The organism is Pseudoalteromonas marina (genome assembly GCF_000238335.3).
Taxonomy (GTDB): Bacteria; Pseudomonadota; Gammaproteobacteria; order Enterobacterales; family Alteromonadaceae; genus Pseudoalteromonas; species Pseudoalteromonas marina.
The window spans coordinates 51934-71773 of sequence record NZ_AHCB03000006.1 but is presented as its reverse complement, the minus strand read 5'-3'; the positions used below and the strand labels follow the sequence as shown (position 1 = coordinate 71773).

The window sequence follows — 19840 nt, the reverse complement described above, 5'->3', positions numbered from 1 at the left end:
GAATGATTTGCCTAAAGTATGTATATAATTACAGTGTGTATATTAAGTGGGATCGTGCATTGACACAAGCAATCTATCAGGGCTTTATTTTATCAAGGCAACAATATTCGTCTAAACATAGTGAGGGGATCACACTATGCTATTGGCTTGCATCCGATCACGGCCCAATTAAAGTTGTTATTGAAAATCAGCAAGCTGTGTTTTTTATTGCACAAGAACAACAGCAACATGCCCAGCAGTTATTAGATAGCGCACGTATAAGTGTTAATTTTAAAACAGTTGAAATGAGTCACTTTAGCGGCAAAGGCTGTGTTGCCTGCTATTTTAACAATACCAGCAGTCTTTATAAGGCACGAACATTATTTGAAAACACTATAACTGTTTACGAGGGTGATATTCGCCACAGCGATCGCTTTTTAATGGAGCGCTTTATTAGAGGTGGTGTTTGGGTTACTGGAGATGTTAGTCAAAAAAACGGCTTTTTACTTATACAAAACGCAAAATTGAAAGCAAATACAGATTACACGCCTAAGCTTAAGTCGCTGTCATTAGACATTGAATGTGATGGGGAAGGAGTTCTGTTTTCAATTGGTCTTGTTGGTAATGGACTTGACTGCGTTTTAATGATTGGCGAACCACACAATCATAGTGAACAAATCAACATTGACTGGTGTTTAGATGAGCTTGAGTTACTTACAAAGTTACATACTTATTTAAGTAGTAATGATCCCGACATTATTATTGGGTGGAATGTAATAGAATTTGATTTTACAGTACTTAATACCCGTGCTGAAGCGCTTGGTATTTCCCTTAAATTGGGCAGAGATAACCAACCAATTAATATCAATACGGGGCACTATACACGCCTTACGTTGCCAGGGAGATGTGTTGTTGATGGAATTGACACTTTAAAAAATGCGACTTACCACTTTGATAATTACTCTTTAGGGAACATTGCCGAAAAAGTATTAGGTGAAGCCAAGCTAATTCAATCAGATAACCGGTTAGGCGAAATTATTCGTCAATTTAATGAGGATAAACTGACTCTAGCGGCTTACAACCGCCAAGACTGTATTCTAGTTAATCGTATTTTCACAAAATTAAATTTATATGAGTTTGCAATTGTTCGCACACAGTTAACAGGCCTTGAGCTTGAGCGAATGGGCGGCTCTGTAGCTGCTTTTACTAATTTGTATTTACCCTTGCTGCACCGCAGTGGTTATGTAGCCCCTAATTTAGGCGACCATGGTTTGTCTTTTGACAGCCCTGGTGGTTACGTGATGGACTCATTGCCTGGGCTTTATAAAAATATTCTGGTTTTAGATTTTAAAAGTTTATACCCCTCTATTATGCGCACTTTTTGTATTGATCCCCTAGGGTTAATAAAAGGGTTAAATGCCCCTAATGATGCAATACAAGGCTTTAATAATGCAGTGTTTTCTCGTAGTGAGCATCATTTACCAAAGTTAATTGAATACCTAACTAAAACCCGTCAAAACGCCAAAGACACCAACCAACCAATGTTATCGCAAGCAATTAAAATTATTATGAACAGCTTATATGGTGTACTTGGATCTAAGGGATGTCGATTTTATGATCCTCGTTTATCAAGTTCTATTACGCTGCGCGGCCATGAAATTATGCAAACGACGCGTAAATGGATGGAGGAGCTTGGGTACAGTGTTATTTATGGTGATACAGACTCAATTTTTGTAAAAGTGGATGAGAGCTTAACTGCCCAATGCTGCAATAAAATTGGTAATGAATTGATGACTCATATTAATCATCAGTGGGAGCGGCATATAGCGAAGCATTTTAATTTAAAAAGCTATTTAGAAATTGAATTTGAAACCCATTACAGTCCCTTTTTTATGCCTACAATTCGCGATAAAAAAACGGGCTCTAAAAAACGTTACGTTGGTAAAATAGCAAAAGGTGATGAATCTAAAATCGTCTTTAAAGGTATGGAAACCGTGAGAAGTGATTGGACTGAATTTGCCCAAGAGTTTCAAAAAGAGCTATTTGAGGCTTTGTTTGATTCACAGTTTGAAATTGCCCAACTTGACGAAATAGTAAAAGATTATACTAAGCGACTTTTTGCCGGTGAGTTTGATCAAAAGCTTGTTTACAAAAAACGCCTTGGTAGAAATCTAAACGATTACGAAAAAAATATTCCACCACATGTACAAGCGGTAAAAAAACACAAGGCAGAACATCCTGACTTTGAAGTCAGGCGCGGGCAAATTATAGAGTATGTTTATGCGATGTCAGGGGCAGAAATATTTAATGGAAAAAATGCACTTAATTACCCATTATACCAACAGAGACAGCTGGTTCCGATATCTGCAGCAATATTTGATGCCTTAGTGATAGATAATAAAAAAAACAACCTCGGTCAGCTTTTTCTGCCTGATTTTTAAGCTCTTTGCTTATTAAATTTGCGTTGAACTACAAAACTTACAAAAGTAAATATTTTAATTTGAAGTGAAAAAAGCAACAAACTGTTAATGCACTAAATTTAGATTGTGTATTTATTTGTTAATTAACAATAGTTTAAGATTTATTTTTTTTTGATGTAATTTACGTTTAGCTCTTTTTAGTAATTAATTATTAACGCAACGTTAATTCCTTGTTGACCTTGCTCTTTCACTAGTATTATCATTGAAGGCACAGTGATTGGGGTACTCAATACGTTTTGTACCGCTAGACTGAAAAAATTATAATTAATAAATGTATTCCTGGGAGAATCAAATGTTAAATAACAAAGTTTCAAAAGCAGTTCGCTTAGCGATCGCTTTTGGCGCAGCATCTACAGCTGCATTTTCAGCAAGTTCTTTTGCTGCAGAAGAAGATTCTGCAGAAAAAGTTGAGCGTATTGAAGTAACTGGTTCACGTATCAAACGTGTTGATATGGCTGGTGATTTACCAGTAACAGTTATCGACCGTACTGCAATCGAGCTTAGTGGTGAAACTTCAGTAGCTGATTTATTACGTAATACTACATTTAACAGTCTGGGTTCGTTCCGTCCGCAGTCTGGTAGTTCTGCTCAGGGCGCTACTACGGTAAGCTTACGTGGTTTAGGTTCTGACCGTTCTCTAGTTTTAGTAGATGGCCGTCGTTTACCTAAGTCAACTCTTACTGGTTCAAGCCAAGATTTGAACTCAATCCCAATGGCAGCTGTTGAGCGTGTTGAAATCCTTACTGATGGTGCTTCTGCACTTTACGGTTCAGATGCTATCGGTGGTGTAATTAACGTAATTTTACGTAAAGACTTTAATGGTGCAGAAGTTACTTTAGGTTCTGGCCGTATTGAGCATGAAGGCGGCGACCGTGAAAATGGTTCTGTACTTTTCGGTGCTTCTTCAGACAACTCTCGTGTACTTGCTGGTGCATCTTGGAGTGGTCGTGACATTGTTTACGCTCGTGACTTCCCATGGTACAGCCCAGGTGGTTCAGTTTATTCAAACAACTTCACAACATTCACAACTACAGATGGTGAAAGAGCAAGTAATTTTGATTTCTTCTCTCCAGAAGCTACATGTGAAGGCGTAGGTAATGAAAACTTCTACCGCATTGGCGCACGTTGTGGTTTTAACTTCGCAGCAGTATCTGCTGATGAAGCGTCAATCAAAAACCGCTCAGCTTTCGTTAAAGCTACATACGATGTGAACGATGACTGGAGTATTTACACAGACATCAACATCGCACAAACTAAATCATTCGGTCGTTACGCTCCAGGTCTAGATACAACAGCGTTTGACGCATCAACAGATACAGTATTTGTTAGTGCCGATAGCCCTAACAACCCAACTAACCCTAACAGCCCAATCTACGATGCTTCTCTAGAAATGGAACAGCAAGGTCTAGATTTTTGGCATCGTTTTGCTGCGTTAGGTAATCGTGACAACAACCTTTCTACAGAGCTTAAAGATATCGGTTTTGGCGCTAAAGGCATGATTGGTGACGTTTCTGTTGAAACAGGTGTTCGTAAAACAATTAACGAAAGCCACAACGTAGGTACAGGTTACATCCTTCGTAGTATTGCTCGTCAATACATTAACGACGGTACTTACATGCTTAACGACCCGTTCGGTGCATCTGAAGAAGTTAGAGGCGCAATGACGGTAACTACTTCACGTACTGGTAAGTTTAACCAAGAAGAGTTTTACGCAAATGCTGCGTTTGACATCATGGAAACAGACGCAGGTGCAATCCAAGCATTCGTAGGTTTTGAATACCGTTCAGAAGATTATGCTGACGTATACGATTCACTTTCTGCAGCAGGTCAAGTAGGTGGTTCTTCAGGTAGCAGTGCAGGTGGTGGACGTTCAGTTCGTGGTTTATTCTTTGAAACATTAGTTCCAGTAACTGAAGAGTTTGAGCTTAACTTTGCCGGTCGTTACGATGATTACTCTGACTATGGTTCAGATTTCTCACCTAAAGTATCAGCACGTTACAACCCAATCGATGACTTAGTACTTCGTGCATCTTGGGGTAAAGGTTTCCGCGCTCCTTCATTACCAGACTTAACTCAACAGCCTTCTGAATCAGCTGATTCAGTTTCTGATGAAGCTACATGTTTAGCAATTGGTGAAGCTGCAGATTGTTCTTCACAAATCAACGCATTAGTTATTGCTAACCCTAATCTAGGTTCAGAGCAGTCTGACCAATACTCACTTGGTGTTGTTTACCAAGTAACAGATGCGATTTCTGTAGAGCTTGATTACTACAACATTGAAATCACTAACCGAATCCGTGCGTTTTCTGCTCAAGCTATCATTGATGCACGTTTACGTGGTGACTCTGTGCCAGATGCATTCACTGTATCTCGTTCACCAAACGGTGCGATTACTCAGCTAGTACGTGGTTTTGGTAACGATGGTAGTTTAGAAACTTCAGGTATCGACTTTAAAGCTAATTCAATGTTTGAATTTGGTGATGCTGGTACTTTAAGAACTAACTTTAACCTATCTCACATTGTTGATTTCAAAACAGATGGTGGTCGTAACTTCGTAGATGATCCAGGTGTACCGCAAATGCGTCTAAACCTGTCTAACGTTTACTCTATTTCTGATTTTGATTTCACTTGGAATCTAAACCTGATTGATAGCCAGTGTGAAGACATCACTGCAGATGGTGAGTGTGAAGGTCACATTCCTTCATGGGTAACTCATGATCTACAAGTTGCGTACAACACACCTTGGAACGGTAAAGTGAGCTTCGGTGCACAAAATGCATTTGGCAAGCAGCCACCACTTTTCGCTTTTGGCGGTCGTGACTACAACTTCGATCTTTACTCAGGTTTTGGTCGTACAATGTACTTAAACTTTAAACAGTCTTTCTAAGTTTTTAGTTTAGATATAATAAAGAGTGACTCTTGAGTCACTCTTTTTTTTGGAGAAAATAAAATGCACTGGGATCATTACTGGGACCTTACAAAAGCTTTATCTAGTTTTGGTGATGCAAATACAGCCCTAGGTTACCCAGAAGAAGTGTTAAACTTTTGGGATGACGTTGTATTAGAAAAAGGAGAAGGTGCTGTTTATCTTGATTTAGCAACCGGTAAGGGAGCGTTAGCAATCTGGCTACAATGCCTTTTAAAAAGAAAAAACTTATCTGGCTCGGTGTATGGCTGCGACTTAGCAAACATTGATGAGTTAAAAATTACCAGTGATGTTGATGAAATTAATAGTGCTATTAATAAAGTTAAGTTTCAGTTTAATACTTCATTAGAAAATCTACCTTATCCAAATGAGTATTTTGATATATTAGTTAGCCAATTCGGTTTTGAGTATTCTAATTGGTCACACTCTTTAAATGAGGCACGTAGAGTGCTTAATAAAGATGGTGAAATTATATTAATGATGCATCACCCTGATTCAGTTATAACCAACGATTGCAAAAGCGGTTTGAAAATACTTAATTGGATGTTGGAAAACAACATATTAAATGAACTTGAAAGCTTAGTAACTTTGAAGCTTCAAGGTCATATTGAGTTATTTCAGACACGAAATAAAGAAGTGATTCAAAAAATTCAGAGCTTAAATATATCCAATGATGAAGAAAAGCTCTGGTTTGCAGATATAATGTCTAAAGTATCAAAGATAATGCTAAATATTGATCAAACGAGTAAAACAAAATTAAATAGCTTACAAAATGCTTTAAGACAACAAATTGAAAGGTTATTAGATCAAACTTCTGTTGCATTTAGTGAAGATGAAATTTACGAAAAATTTGAAGCTGCAAAGCTTAAAAATATGAAAATGTCTATTGCGACATTCAATGTAAATAATGAACTGTTTTGTTGGCAAATAAAAATTTCTCCAAAGGAAATGTAGCTTTAATTTAGTTAACAGTTTATATCAATTTTGCTTTTAAAAAAGTTGATAGTTTTTTAGTTATTTTGTGTATTAATTTTAGTAATAGCAATTTCTTATTTTTAAAATCTTTATTCTTTGTCATAGTTATTTTAAATTAAAGTATCTATACTTATTTTGTTATGTTTATAAATTTAAAGAGATATAAATGAAAGAAGTTCGAGCTTTTATAAAGACTGCATCCTTAACTGAACTTGAAAAAGCACAACAATTAGTTACTGATGCAATTTCAAAATATACCCAACAGCAAAAAGCAAAACAGGAAGTTTTGGATCTTTTAAAAGAAAAAGGACTTACGTTAGAAGATTTACAAGACACATCCGCAGATAAGCGCACTAAAGTTAAAGCTAAATATCGCATTGAAGTTGATGGTGAAATCATTGAGTGGACTGGCCGTGGCCGCCGCCCAAAAGCGTTTGAAAATGTTGATTTACAAAAACACCTAGCTTAACAATATAAAAGAGAGGCGCAGCTTCTCTTTTTATTTCCTGTCAATAATTTAAATAAAGCTAAAAAACGCCATCCGTTATTAGATAACGTATTCTTATTCAAATCCAATTATTTTCCCATGAGCTATAAACTTAGACCCTATCAGCAAGAGGCGGTTGAACGCACCGTTGTTCACTTTAGAAAAACCAACGATCCCGCAGTTATTGTGTTGCCAACAGGTGCAGGTAAAAGTTTAGTCATCGCTGAGCTTGCCCGTATAGCTAAACAAAAAATATTGGTACTTGCTCATGTTAAAGAACTCGTAGAGCAAAATTCACAAAAATATAAAAGCTTTGGTTTAGAGGCGAGTATATTTTCAGCAGGTTTAAAAGAAAAATCTTTAACGCATCAAGTCACTTTTGCTAGTGTGCAGTCACTTTCACGTAATTTGGATAAACTCAATGAGCATTATTCTTTACTTATCATTGATGAATGCCACAGAGTAAATGGTGATAAAAAAAGCCAATACGGCAAAGTTATAAGTGCATTACAAGCGTACAACCCGCATTTAAAAGTATTAGGCTTAACGGCTACGCCTTATCGTTTAGGCATGGGGTGGATATACCATCACCATTATCATGGTTTTGTTAAAGGGACGACAGAAAGCCCATTTAAACGTTGTATATTTGAATTGCCGCTTAGGTACATGATTAAAAATAACTATTTAACCCCACCAAATGAAGTTGATGCTGCCATTAACCACTACGATTTTTCGTCTCTAGAGACGAATGCGTTTGGCCAATACACTGCCGATGATATGAACGCGCTTTTAAAAAGTAACGAGCGAGCAACTCAGGCTATTCTTAAACAAGTGATTGCATATAGCGAGCAGCGCAAAGGTGTAATGGTTTTTGCGGCAACAGTTATGCATGCCCAAGAAATATTAAGCTACTTACCAACAGGCCAAAGCGCGCTAATTACAGGCGATACGCCTAATATTGAACGCGATAAAATCATTTCTGCGTTTAAAAGTAAAACGTTAAAGTATTTGGTTAATGTTTCTGTGTTAACAACCGGCTTTGATGCGCCACATGTAGATTTTATTGCCATCTTGCGTCCTACAGAGTCTGTAAGCTTATACCAACAAATTGTAGGTCGGGGCTTACGATTATCAGAATCTAAAACCGATTGCTTAGTGATTGATTATGCCGGAAATGGTTTTAATTTATTTCACCCTGAAGTAGGGGATAAAAAAGGCGGCAGCGATAATGAACCTGTACAAGTACTTTGTCCAGGTTGTGGGTTTGCTAATATATTTTGGGGTAAAACGGACTCTGCTGGCAAAGTTGTTGAGCATTTTGGTAGACGTTGCCAAGGATTATTAGAAGACGATGAAGGTAGCAAAGAGCAGTGTGATTATCGTTTTAGATTTAAAGAGTGTGAGGAATGTGGTGCGCAAAACGATATTGCTGCTCGAAAATGCCACGACTGCGGCGTTATAATGGCTGATCCTGACGACAAGTTGCGTAATGCGCTAAACTTAAAAAATGCATTAGTGCTTCGTTGTAGTGGGCTAACAGTAACTCAACTTAAAGACGAGCTAATCAAAGTTACTTATTTTGACGAAGACGGCACTAGTTGTGATGAAGTCTATAACCTTGCCAGTAAAGGCGGTCAGTTTATATTTAATAAACAATTTGGCAAACGGCTTGCGCATGGACAAAAACCAACAGACTTTGAAGCAGCAGAACAGGTAATTAAAGCGCAGTTCGACTTGGTGCCCCCTGACTTTGTGATTGCGCGAAAAAGTAAAAAATATGGTTGGAAAGTAGCAGATAAGCTATTTGATTATAAGGGGAGTTTTAGAAAGGCAAATCAGTTAAGTCGTTAAACTTAACTGATTTTTAATATATTAAGCGGCGTCTTCGTCCATTAATCCCCAGCCGTCACCGTAACCGTTATAGCCATTCGCTATACTTTCTAGGTACTGTTCAGCTTGGCCTAGTAATGTGTGCTCTGGTACCATTTGTACATGAGTGATTACTTCCCAAACGCCAGTGTCTTTGCATTTTTCGACGTCAGCGGTTTGTACTAATGCATCAGAAACAATATCTTTAGCAAACTTATCAGCATCGGCTTGTTGCTCAAATAAAATGAAAAAGTCGATTTGCTGCATTTTACTTAAATCGACGCCTGCAGCGGCTATTTCGGCTAACAGCTGGCCGTTTTCGTCATCTGGAAATTGCATTAAAAACTCATCTAAAAATAATTTTGTGTTCGTTGGCACTATTGTAACTAAAATATTGTCTTAACGCGTACTAATTTTATCTTCTTCACATTTCATATTTAAACTGAGTTTGTCATTAAGTTAATGTGTTGGTCATTATGGCTATGTTAATATGCGCCACATTAGCTCGTTTTAAGTAGTATATAAGAGTAAGGATATTTGCTTGTTTATTAAGTTTTTACGTTGCATGTGCATTGCCATTGTTTTTATGACTGCAAATTCCTATGCGGCAGAAAGAGTCATCGAAGACTACAAAATTAAAGGCATAAATGGTGATTTAGAAAAAAACGTAGCGCTATACCTAAAGCAGCTTACAGGTGAAAAACCAACAAGAACCCTTCAACGTTATGCTAAAAGCCAGGTACAAAACAGCATAAAAGCACTGGGTTACTACAGCCCAACAGTTGAGGTTGAATTTGATAAAGACGATAGTGAACTCGTTGTAAAAATTGAGCGTGGTCCTGCAACACGGATAGACGCCATTAATATTACATTAAATGGTGAAGGGAAGAACGATAAACAATTACAAACCCTTATTAAAAATACCAATTTAAAACAGGGTGATGTGCTAAACCATGGTGACTATGAGTCAGCGTATAAAAAAATAGAATCTATGCTTTTGGAGCTTGGCTACTTTGATGCTAAATGGCCTGCCCGCAAATTGGAAGTTTCAATTAAAAAAAATAGTGCCGTTGTCACGTTTGTGATTAACACCGGTGTGCGTTATCAATATGGCAGTATTGAAATTACCAGTGATACGCCAGCTGAAAAATATATTCGTTCTTTGTCACCATTTACTCAGGGACAACCTTATAAGTCAACTTACATAGCCGACTATAACCTTGAGCTTTCGAGCACACCTTATTTTGCTAGTGTGCGTGTTTATGCTGATATTACAGCGCGCAAAAACGCCCAAGTTCCCATCAAAGTTGAGGTTGTTCCTAAACCTGCAAATAGCTTTGAAATTGGCGGCGGTGTTTCTGAAAGTGAGCCTAGGTTCCGTTTTAAGTGGAGTAAACCTTGGATCACAGAGGATGGCCATTACCTTGATACAAATATGAATATTGCTGAAAAGCAACAAGATCTCTCTATGGCATACAGCGTTCCTGTAGACGACCCTAATGATGATTTATGGCGTTTTTCAGTGGGTTATAAACTGGAAGACGAACTTGCAGATGATGTCTACAGCGAGATATTAACCGCACAATTACAAAGGCAGTGGCTTACTGAGGAAAATTGGGTAAGAACAGCGTTTTTACGCAGAGACCAAGAGACGTATCGTCTTGGCGATGATCCAGAAGAGTCGACTGAAATGTTAATGCCCGGAATTAGTTATGCTCGCAAAAGTTTAAAAGGCGGAACGACTCCTTATTGGGGCGAGCAATGGCTTATATCAGCAGAGTTTGGCCTAGATGATGCGCTTTCCAGCACGAATTTGTTGAGGGTTCAATTACAGCATGCATGGCTTCGTACATACCTTAATAAGCATTTAGTTTTTCTTAAGGCAAACATTGGCGCAATGCTAGTTGATGACATAAATAATGTACCGTATTCACTGCGGTTTTATGCCGGCGGTGATCAAAGCGTTCGTGGTTTTGCTTATCAGTCAATTTCGCCAGAAAATGATGATGGTGAACTAATAGGGGGTAAATATTTGCTTGCTGGCACTATGGAGTACAACTATCAGTTTGCTCAAAATTGGCGTGCAGCATTATTTGTTGATGGTGGTACTGCTACGAATGATTTTTCAGATGAATTTGAAGTGGGTGCTGGTTTTGGTTTTCGATATTTAACGCCTGTGGGCCCTGTACGAATTGATCACGCTTGGGGCTTAACTAAAGATAGCAAAAGTACCCGCTTGAGTATTACCATAGGGCCAGAAATTTAATGTTAATAATAAAAAAAATAACAGCCATAGTAAGTGCAATTTTAGTTTCGCTAATTATTAGCGTATTTTGTTTATTATTTACTGCACCCGGTAATCAATTTATTGCCTATACGGCAAATAAAGTTGTTGATGGATTACACATAGAAATTAAAGATGGCCGCTTTATTTATAACGATGCGTTTAATGTTCGTTTTAAAAATAATGGTCTAGATTTTAATGCCCAGCAATTAAAAATCGATTTATTTTGGTGGCAGTGTGATGGTATCTGTGTTGATAATTTAAGCGCTAAATCTATTAAACTAACCTTGCCAAAAACAGTTGAAGCGCAAGATGAAGCACCCCTTGAGCCCCTTGAAAAAATTACTTTACCTTTTAATGTTTCAATAAAAAATATAGCGGTTAATGAGTTTACATTAAACCACCCTAGTGCAGATGTGAGCGTTAATAACTTTCAACTATCAGCCAAGGCTGAAGGTTCAAAACTCACTGTAAAAAGCTTAAATATTCCGAGTATACTTGTTGCTTTAAAAGAGCAAGAACAACTTGCCAAGGCGCAAACTGCTCAAAGCAACAAAGCTGCACTTACGCAATTACCAGCACTTCCTGATATTGAATTTACATCACCCATTGATTTAGCCATTGAAGCCTTTGATATCGAAAAGGTAACAATTGAGCAGGGCGATGCGCAGCATAATATCGAAAACATTTCGCTGCTATTAAATGTAGAAGATGCCGTGATTAATTTGCAGTCGCTTTCAGCTACCTATGAGCAGTGGCAGCTTAATACCCAATTAGATGCAGAGCTTTTAGGTAACTTGCCTGTAAAAGGCTTAGTGACTTTAAAAAGTGACGAGCACCAAGCAAACTTAGAGTTAAACGGTGATTTAGCTGGCTTATCTATAGATTTAGAAACGAGTGGACAATATCCGCTCACGTTAACAGCGAATGCTAATTTAAAGCAAAAAAATTACCCATTTGAGCTAAGCGGCAAAATTAACCAATGGCTTATTGATGCGCAAAGTAATGAGCTTAAAGTTAAAAATGTAAGCCTTAAAGCAACTGGTAATGCTGATGACTACCAACTCAACTTACAGGCAAACAGCCAATTAGGTGCTTATCCGGCTGTTAATCTTAATACTCAGCTGACAGGTGGTTTAACTCAAGCCACGCTTAAAACATTAACTATTAAAGCCAATGAAAGTAGTTCGATTATAAAAGCTAATATTGATTGGCAACAGGGCATTAAAGCGAGTTTTAACGGCTCGCTTTCAAACCTAAAATCGCAGTATTTTACGGATGCTGTAACCAGCGATATTTCAGGGCAATTTAAAGGGTCATTCAATGCTGCAGAAAGCTCGTGGCAACTACAAATGGATGATACTAAGCTAAGCGGATTATTAAACGAGGTACCCCTTGAGTTTGCGTCAAACTTTCAGCTTGATGATGCATTAAAAGCCAATATTGATAGCCTTTATTTAAGTAGCGGCACTAATAAATTAGTAATCAGTGGGCAAGTTGATGATACGTGGAAAGTTGACGGTAAAATAACACTTAAAAGTAATAAAGAGGCAAATATGCCATTTATTGCCGATGGCAACGCCGATTTAAAAGTAAGAGGGCAGAGGCTAACACCTTCTGTCGATTTAGCGTTAATGCTTGATAGCTTCATTTTTAATGAAATCAATATAAATAAACTGAAGGTAAAAGGGCAGTTGGATACAGCCGCTGATTGGCAAACTGACGTATCGTTAAGTGTTGGATCGGCGCTTGTGGCTGATGAGCAAATTAATAGTGTAAAAGTTGATATTAGCGGCGATAAAACAGATCACCAACTTACAGCATCTGTAGATGCCGAGCAGGGCAGTGCAGAGCTTGAAGTAAATGGCAAAATTAATAACGCTACCTGGAATGGTGAGTTTAGTAATGTAACGCTAAGCGACAAAAAGTTAAGCTTTAGCAACACTAAAAATATTGCCGTTATGTTTAACTCTCAAAACGGTAATTTTAATGTAAGTGCGCACTGCTGGGCTTCTCAGCAAAGCGAGCTTTGTATAGACACGCTTGCCCAAACTAAAGCGCTAGGCCAGTTAAATGCTAAGTTAAACAATTTAGCGCTTGAAGAGCTTAAACACTTTTTACCCGATAACATTCGCACCCGTGGTGATGTAAAGGGTAATGTGGCGCTCAATTGGAATGCAGGCGCTCTTAAAACATTACGCGCAAGTTTAAATGCAAGTGACTTGACCACTGTTTTAACCTCAGAAGAAGATCGCTTTAAATTACCTATAGAAACACTCAGTATTAGTGCTTTTTCAGACTCTCAAAAGGGGCAGCTTGAAGCAAATATAGAGTCAAGCGTACTAGGTAAAATTAATACACACATTAATATTGACGACATACAAAATACGCAGGCGCTTAATGGCACTATTAATATTGATAAAATATTACTTTCAGACTTACAGCCATTTCTTGAAACCCTTGAGCAATTAAAAGGTGATATTAGCGGTAAGGTCGCACTTGCGGGTACGTTAAAAGACCCACTATTAAATGGTGAGCTTAACGTAAACGATATAAACCTTGAGGGTGAACAGCTTCCTATTGCGCTACAAAAATCAAATATAAACATATTATTTGATAAAACGACCGCCACAATAGAAGGCAATATAAACGACAATCAAGGTGGCAATGTAAAGCTAAACGGTGATGTTGATTGGCAAGATGAGCAACCTGAAGTAAATGTAAATGTGCAAGGCGAGCAGTTTTTTGTGCGCGCACAGCAAGGCGTTACTTTTAAAATATCGCCAGATTTAAAAATAGGGTTAGCTAATAATGCACTTAAATTAGCGGGTGAAGTAGTTGTACCTTATGGTCGTATTACGATTGAAGAGCTTCCAGAAGGTGCTGTGCAGGTTAGTGACGATGAAATTATTGTTGATCAAAAAACTGAAACCAGCGAAAAGGTACCATTTGACTACGACATAGACTTAAATGTGATCGTTAAAAATGACGTTAAAGTAGAGTCGTTCGGATTAGAGTCTAAAGTGGCTGGTGATTTAGCGATTAAAATGAGTCAAGGTGTTCCAATTATTGCGACAGGTGAGCTTAATTTAATAAATGGCACTTATTTAGCATTTGGCCAAGATTTAATTATAAGAACTGGCCAAGTGGGCTTTAGTGGCTCCATTGAACATCCCTATTTGAATATTAAAGCAATCAGAAACCCAGCTAATACAGCAAATGGTGTTATAGCTGGTGTTACGCTTACGGGAAATGTTAAAGAACCCACTCTAAAGCTGTTCTCTGAGCCTGCAATGGATCAGGCGCAAACCTTAGCATACTTACTCAATGGACAGCCGCTAGGAGAGGGGGAGGGAGCATCAAGCAACGCTATGCTTGCCCAGTTATTACTTTCTCAAGGGGTTAGTAGAAGTGAAGGGGTTGTGTCAAAGGTAGGTGAAACGTTTGGTCTTTCTGATGTTAGCTTAAGTTCGTCAGGAAGTGGTGACAGCACTAAGGTAGAAATTTCAGGCTATGTTGCGCCTAGCTTGCAAGTTAAATACAGCGTTGGGGTATTTGAGTCACTTAGTGAAGTGGCCATTCGTTACCAGTTGTTGTCGCAACTCTATATAGAGGTAACCAGTGGTTTATACCAAAATGTTGATGTGCTCTATAAATTTGATTGGGACTGAACTATAAGCTCTAGAGCCTGATGAACTGTCAGGTTGAATTTGCAGCAGCCTGTTTGATATTTGGGCAAGGAAGAGCCTATGTATTATGGTTATCACCTATAAATTGGCGATAACCTCGCATTAATGTCAAACAGACCCTAGGTAAGTTAGATTGCTTAAAGCTACTTTTAAATAATAAAAATAAAAGGTTGAATATGAAAACACGTTTTTCAATTTATGTAATGGCTCTTTTGCTGAGCGGCTGCGCTACAACAGCTAACAATAAATCCGTTATAAATATACAAACACCACTTAGTGCCAATGATGTAATAAAAAATGCAACTGCAGATGAGTGGCAAGTAGTCGATCCTCAAAATATTTTAAAAATAACCTTACCTACTGGTTCGGCTTACATAGCATTAAATCCGCAACTAGCTCCAAAACACACGCAACATATTAAAACGTTGGCGCAAGAAGGCTTTTATAAAAACACCCGTGTTTATCGTTTTGTAGAAGGGTTTGTAGCACAAGGTGGCGACAGCTCGGGTAAAAAAGAAATAAAAACAGCGAATAAAACCGTACCTGCAGAGTTTTATTTACCAACATCGCAACCACTAAAAATTACCGAGTTAAAAGGCGATGGATACGCGCCTGTTACGGGGTTTTTAAATGGTTTTGCTGTTGCGCAAAATCAAACACAGACTCAAACATGGCAAGTGCATTGCAATGGTGTATTTGCAATGGCACGCGCTAATGATATAAACAGCGCAAGTACTGAGTTTTTTGTCACTATTGGGCAAGGCCCTCGTTACCTTGATAAAAACATTACCGTGTTTGGAAGAGTGCTTGAAGGTATGGAACACTTTAATCGTTTGCAGCGTTTACCCACTGAGGGACTGGCGTTTAATCCAATAACAAATATTGAAGTGTTGGCTGATGTTAATAGCGATGTAACAGTATTCAAGGTAATGAAGACAAACTCAGCATCGTTCAAGCAACTGATAGATGCACGTAAAAGCCGAACGGAACCCTGGTTTGTCCAATCGTATAATTACGTTGATGTATGTGGTATGCCTATCCCAACAAAGCGTGTTATTTAAATATAAAAAAAGGAGCTGAGGCTCCTTTTTTAATATTTATGTTTTGGTGTTTAACGTATTTACTGACGATTAATCTTAACGGCAAACGGTGTTTCGTTATAATGCGTAGAACGGTATGGGTTTATGTCTAATCCGCCTCGGCGTGTATAACGTGCATACACTTCAAGCTCTTTAATGTTGAGTTGCGTGGTTAAGTCACTATAAATGCGCTCTACACATTGCTCATGAAACTCGTTATGTGTTCTAAACGATATTAAATAACGTAGCAGCGATTCACGACATATCTTCTCGCCTGTGTATCTTATAATAATGCTCGCCCAATCTGGTTGAGACGTTATTAAGCAATTAGATTTTAGCAAATGGCTATTGAGTGTTTCGGTCACTATTTCATCGCTATGAGCTTTAAGTGAATAGGCATCAATATCATAGTTATCTATTTCAATATCTAAATCATCAATGCATTCCCCAGGCAGCGCAGTACAGGGTAAACAGTTAAAATCGTCCGCTTTGTATAGGGTTACTTGTACCGGACTATTAACTGCGCCTGATAAGTCATCGATTAAATGTTGCTTAACTGTGTTTATGCTCTCAAAACGAGTTTGATTAAAGCTGTTCAAATAAAGCTTAAACGATTTAGACTCAATAATGTGGCTGCTTTGGCATGCAAAAGTAAATAAGGCGACAGCCACTTGCGGTTTACCTTTGGCGTTTAACCACGAAAGTTCGTAACCTGTCCAAATATCTTGGCCTTTAAATGGCAGTTCGGCTTCATCAATATTTAAAGCATCACGATTTAGCTTGCGCGCAATTGGGAAAAGCAAGCTTGGCGTATAGTCGTCTACATACTCAGTAGATTGTCCTAATACACTGCCTTTAAGGTCTGGAGAGTTGCTGTAATCTGTCATGTTTGCTCTTAAATAGTTACAATGTGCGCATTATATCTAATTTAAATGAGTTTCACAGTATGTCTGTAGCATTGCTTTTAGAACAACTTCACCATCAATTTAGCGAAAACACCCTCAAAAACACTGCTAAGTACCCACTTATAGCACACGATGAACAATGGCCGAGTCCGTGTGAGCTAGGCGAGGTTGACGAGCAAGGAAATATTCAATGGCAAGGCGTACGTCAGCAGCCAGCAGGCTCATTAAACAATTTAGCTAAGGCATTAGAGCTTGAGTTTCCAACAGCGTTAAGCGAACTTTATGGGCACATGTACGGTGGTAGCGTATTGGCAATTATTGACGGACATCAAATTGAACTGTTGCAAGCATGGAATAGAGACGACTTCGATATGCTTCAACAAAACATCACTGGTCATGTTTTAATGAAACGAAAGCTAAAACAACCCGAAACTGTGTTTATTGGTTTAACAGATAAAGAAGATTTACTGGTCAGTGTGTTAATTCATTCTGGAGAGGTGTGTCTAGAGCACGTCGGTAAAAAAACGCACCATGTACTTGCACCAAATATAGAGTCGTTTTTAAAAGCGCTTGAAGTATAAAACGTCATTATAGAAGCTATTGAAAGTCCCACGACACATTAGAGACTAAACCACACGGTTCACACCTAAAATCAAATAGCCCAAACCAAGGCTCATCTAGTTTCCAATCGCCATTACAGCTTGGACATTTACGCTCAAGCTCAGAGGCTTTATCCACACCACCAACTCGATATAAGTAATAGTAAACCGGCTTTTTAGTTAAAAAACTAATGCGTTTGGTGATGTCTTTTCCGCGGCGATATAAATCACTTTTAGTACTGGATATTTCCTCAAGGGCAGGAAACTCACAGCGTGTTGCGCCATTAATTTGTATTTGATCGCATGCTTGCCAATCTTCTTGCCACTTAATTAGCGTTTTGTAATCACCATTGGCAATAGCAGGGATGCGAAATAGAGGCACAGGTAAAAAGTCGTCGCCACAATAAAGAGGGCTACAGGTATGCACATAAGTAGTATATAAGATGTAACTTGACGGCTCAGTGCAGCAATCCGCTCCATTAGAGTGAATATCTTGGCCAATCACTTTTACTTTGGGAGCCAATAAACCAGCGTTATGGAGTTTTTCAATGCTGTGTTTAACAAAAGGGCTATTATTTAGTGGATGCATAGCGTCTTCAGTTGGGCACATAACACGGGTTATGAAAAAGCCGTCTTTTAAAACGGTGGGGAACTCTTCCCCCATTATTTGGCCATTAAAGCGAAGCGCATTTACTAAGCGGTTTATGGCTTGTTCGGCTTGTTCTAGGGTGGTGTCTTGGTAGCAATCAAATGTTAAATCAACAACAAACATTTACAGTCTCAAATTATTTTTGTTCTAGCAGTGCAAGTAATTGATCAAGTTTTTGCTCAATTCTGTCTAGTTGGCTTGCTTTTAGCTCAGCGTTTTCTGGCTGCTGGGAAGTTTTAATAAAGTTATTTATAGAATCCGGGTTATTTTTGTATTGGCTCACAGCTGCAATAATCATTGGCATTGGAACCGGTTGCGCTAAGCGACTTTTCGTTAATGCGACTGTGGGTGTTTTGCCTTCATCTAAAAGGACTTGAATTGCATCAAATACAACTGAATTCATTATATTTATAACTCTTAAATTAAATAAAGCGCAGCATACACATGCTGCGCGGGTGCTATGGTAGCAATAAAACGGGTATGCTACATTAAATAACCTAATACTTAGGCTAAAAACTTATTTATAGTAACTTACCTCAACGCTAACTTTCGTAAATATGCGTGAGACAAGTTAAAAATCGAGCAGTAAATTGGCCTTGATCCCATTAAAAATCGTCATGGATTAGTAATTTTGAAGGCTTTATCATAGCTATCTAGCTAAATAATGCTATTTGCCTTGGCGAAGACGAACATCTAACTCATCAATCACTTCACTCCATGCGCCATCTTCAGCAAGCGATTCCGCTAAAAAGTGTTGCTGTGCTTCATCCCAAAATGCTGCATCTTGAAGCAGTGTTGTGTCTTTTAACTCATGTGAAGCAATAAATTGATCTATTTGAGATTCTGAATTTGGTAAACCAAGTTGTGCAAATAATGTATGAATATCGTGTTTAGTAGTATCCATGTTACGACTCCTTTAAATAAACAATAAATTACCTTAAGGCCCAACAATACAATGTACTAGCTAAACTCAAGCTGAATTGTCGGTTAATTACTTTAGGTATATAGTAAAGTTAAGTTCTGAATAATAAATTGCCTAAACCGCTGTTAAGCACTTTATAAAGGATAGTAAAAATAAATAACACTTTGATATTATTTCTCTCTTTAAGCGGGCAATACGGCGTAATATCCAGTTCTTAGATTAAATATACTCGTAAATGCAGTTATTCGCGTATAGCTTTAGTATTTGAGCTCTGATTATATTTACGGCTAAAACAATAAAGGACATACAATGAGTATAACCGCACAAGAAGAAACGTTCAGCGTACAATACATTGAAGCAGAAGATATAAGCACTGCCGCAAGTTTAATTTATCAGGCATACCATGATGACCCTGTACTAAAAACAATGCTAGGTTATGATGGAAAAAATAAAGCCGTTTACGAGAAAAAGTTACGAGCATTAATACGTGAAGAACTCAGTAGTTTTTGGCAAGAAAAGCAACCACTAATAGGGCTTTATCGCAGTGGCAAATTAAAAGCAGTGGCCTGTATGTTTGATTCTTTAAGTCAACTTCAAGCTCAGCGTTATTGGCATTGGCGCTTAAAATTAATGCTGAGTGCGGGTTACTTACAAACTAACCAGTTAATAGAAAAAGAACAAACTATTAGAGATACACTAAAAGAAAAAGGCCGTTATTACTTTTTAGCTTTTATTGCAGTGGATCCGCATTTTCATGGTCAAGGGTTTGGTCGGTATTTACTCAGAGGGCTTGATGAGCTGGTAAAGGCAAATAGTGAGTCTTCTGGATTGGCAGTATTTGTAACGCGTAGTGAGCATACAGAACTTTTTAAATCTGAAGGATTTTTGACTTTTAAACAGCTCACGTTTAACCAAGTTGCTGGTGAGTTACTGTTTAAAAGTGCATCGGGTTAAAAGCGTAACCCTTAGTGTGTAAGTTAATGCGCCCAAACGGACA

Annotated in this window: 15 protein-coding genes; 10 read left to right on the top strand and 5 right to left on the bottom strand. The window is 38.1% G+C overall.

Annotated elements, in window-relative coordinates; genetic code table 11:
• The first annotated feature begins 59 nt into the window (after positions 1-59).
• From PMAN_RS09255 to radD, 5 genes are all read left to right on the top strand, one after another.
• A complete protein-coding gene (locus tag PMAN_RS09255; RefSeq protein ID WP_010557135.1) occupies positions 60-2420 on the top strand; it encodes a DNA polymerase II in 2361 nt (786 codons plus the stop codon).
• A 331-nt stretch (positions 2421-2751) separates the two neighbouring features.
• Positions 2752-5346 carry a TonB-dependent receptor gene (locus PMAN_RS09250; RefSeq protein WP_010557134.1) on the top strand — a complete coding sequence of 865 codons (2595 nt, stop codon included), beginning with the start codon at positions 2752-2754 and terminating at the stop codon, positions 5344-5346.
• A gap of 63 nt (positions 5347-5409) precedes the next feature.
• Positions 5410-6339, top strand: a complete 930-nt coding sequence (locus tag PMAN_RS09245; RefSeq protein WP_010557133.1) for a class I SAM-dependent methyltransferase — start codon at positions 5410-5412, stop codon at positions 6337-6339.
• A 187-nt stretch (positions 6340-6526) separates the two neighbouring features.
• Positions 6527-6829: an H-NS family nucleoid-associated regulatory protein gene (locus tag PMAN_RS09240; protein ID WP_006794071.1), complete on the top strand. Its 303-nt coding sequence runs from the start codon at positions 6527-6529 to the stop codon at positions 6827-6829.
• Between the two features lie 117 nt (positions 6830-6946).
• A complete protein-coding gene (gene radD, locus PMAN_RS09235) occupies positions 6947-8698 on the top strand; it encodes a DNA repair helicase RadD (RefSeq protein WP_010557132.1) in 1752 nt (583 codons plus the stop codon).
• Positions 8699-8719: 21 nt separating this feature from the next.
• Here the strand turns inward: radD and PMAN_RS09230 are convergent, their stop codons facing one another.
• The gene (locus PMAN_RS09230) at positions 8720-9055 is read right to left on the bottom strand and encodes a ribonuclease E inhibitor RraB (protein ID WP_008129315.1); all 336 of its coding nucleotides are present in this window, start codon (positions 9053-9055) and stop codon (positions 8720-8722) included.
• Positions 9056-9257: 202 nt separating this feature from the next.
• Here PMAN_RS09230 and PMAN_RS09225 point away from each other — a divergent pair, with 202 nt between their 5' ends.
• The 3 genes from PMAN_RS09225 to PMAN_RS09215 all read left to right on the top strand — a co-directional run bounded on the left by PMAN_RS09225 (position 9258) and on the right by PMAN_RS09215 (position 15750).
• On the top strand, positions 9258-10982 hold the full coding sequence (locus tag PMAN_RS09225; RefSeq protein ID WP_010557131.1) for an autotransporter assembly complex protein TamA: 1725 nt from the start codon (positions 9258-9260) through the stop codon (positions 10980-10982).
• Positions 10982-14671: an autotransporter assembly complex protein TamB gene (gene tamB / locus PMAN_RS09220; RefSeq protein ID WP_010557130.1), complete on the top strand. Its 3690-nt coding sequence runs from the start codon at positions 10982-10984 to the stop codon at positions 14669-14671. The genes PMAN_RS09225 and tamB overlap by 1 nt, the downstream gene beginning before the upstream one ends.
• A gap of 194 nt (positions 14672-14865) precedes the next feature.
• Positions 14866-15750 carry a peptidylprolyl isomerase gene (locus PMAN_RS09215; protein WP_010557129.1) on the top strand — a complete coding sequence of 295 codons (885 nt, stop codon included), beginning with the start codon at positions 14866-14868 and terminating at the stop codon, positions 15748-15750.
• 59 nt (positions 15751-15809) lie between these two features.
• Here PMAN_RS09215 and queF read toward each other — a convergent pair whose 3' ends face one another.
• Entirely contained in the window at positions 15810-16655 is an 846-nt protein-coding gene (queF, locus tag PMAN_RS09210; protein WP_006794065.1) for an NADPH-dependent 7-cyano-7-deazaguanine reductase QueF, read from the bottom strand.
• 59 nt (positions 16656-16714) lie between these two features.
• Between queF and syd the strand changes: the two genes are divergently transcribed.
• Positions 16715-17254 carry a SecY-interacting protein gene (gene syd, locus PMAN_RS09205; protein WP_010557128.1) on the top strand — a complete coding sequence of 180 codons (540 nt, stop codon included), beginning with the start codon at positions 16715-16717 and terminating at the stop codon, positions 17252-17254.
• 16 nt (positions 17255-17270) lie between these two features.
• Here syd and PMAN_RS09200 read toward each other — a convergent pair whose 3' ends face one another.
• The 3 genes from PMAN_RS09200 to PMAN_RS09190 form a co-directional block, all read right to left on the bottom strand.
• Entirely contained in the window at positions 17271-18044 is a 774-nt protein-coding gene (locus PMAN_RS09200) for a Zn-ribbon-containing protein (protein WP_010557127.1), read from the bottom strand.
• Between the two features lie 13 nt (positions 18045-18057).
• On the bottom strand, positions 18058-18324 hold the full coding sequence (locus tag PMAN_RS09195; RefSeq protein ID WP_006794062.1) for a hypothetical protein: 267 nt from the start codon (positions 18322-18324) through the stop codon (positions 18058-18060).
• 264 nt (positions 18325-18588) lie between these two features.
• Positions 18589-18825: a DUF2789 domain-containing protein gene (locus tag PMAN_RS09190; protein ID WP_006794061.1), complete on the bottom strand. Its 237-nt coding sequence runs from the start codon at positions 18823-18825 to the stop codon at positions 18589-18591.
• Between the two features lie 327 nt (positions 18826-19152).
• Between PMAN_RS09190 and PMAN_RS09185 the strand changes: the two genes are divergently transcribed.
• Entirely contained in the window at positions 19153-19797 is a 645-nt protein-coding gene (locus PMAN_RS09185) for a GNAT family N-acetyltransferase (RefSeq protein WP_010557126.1), read from the top strand.
• The last annotated feature ends 43 nt before the right edge of the window (positions 19798-19840 follow it).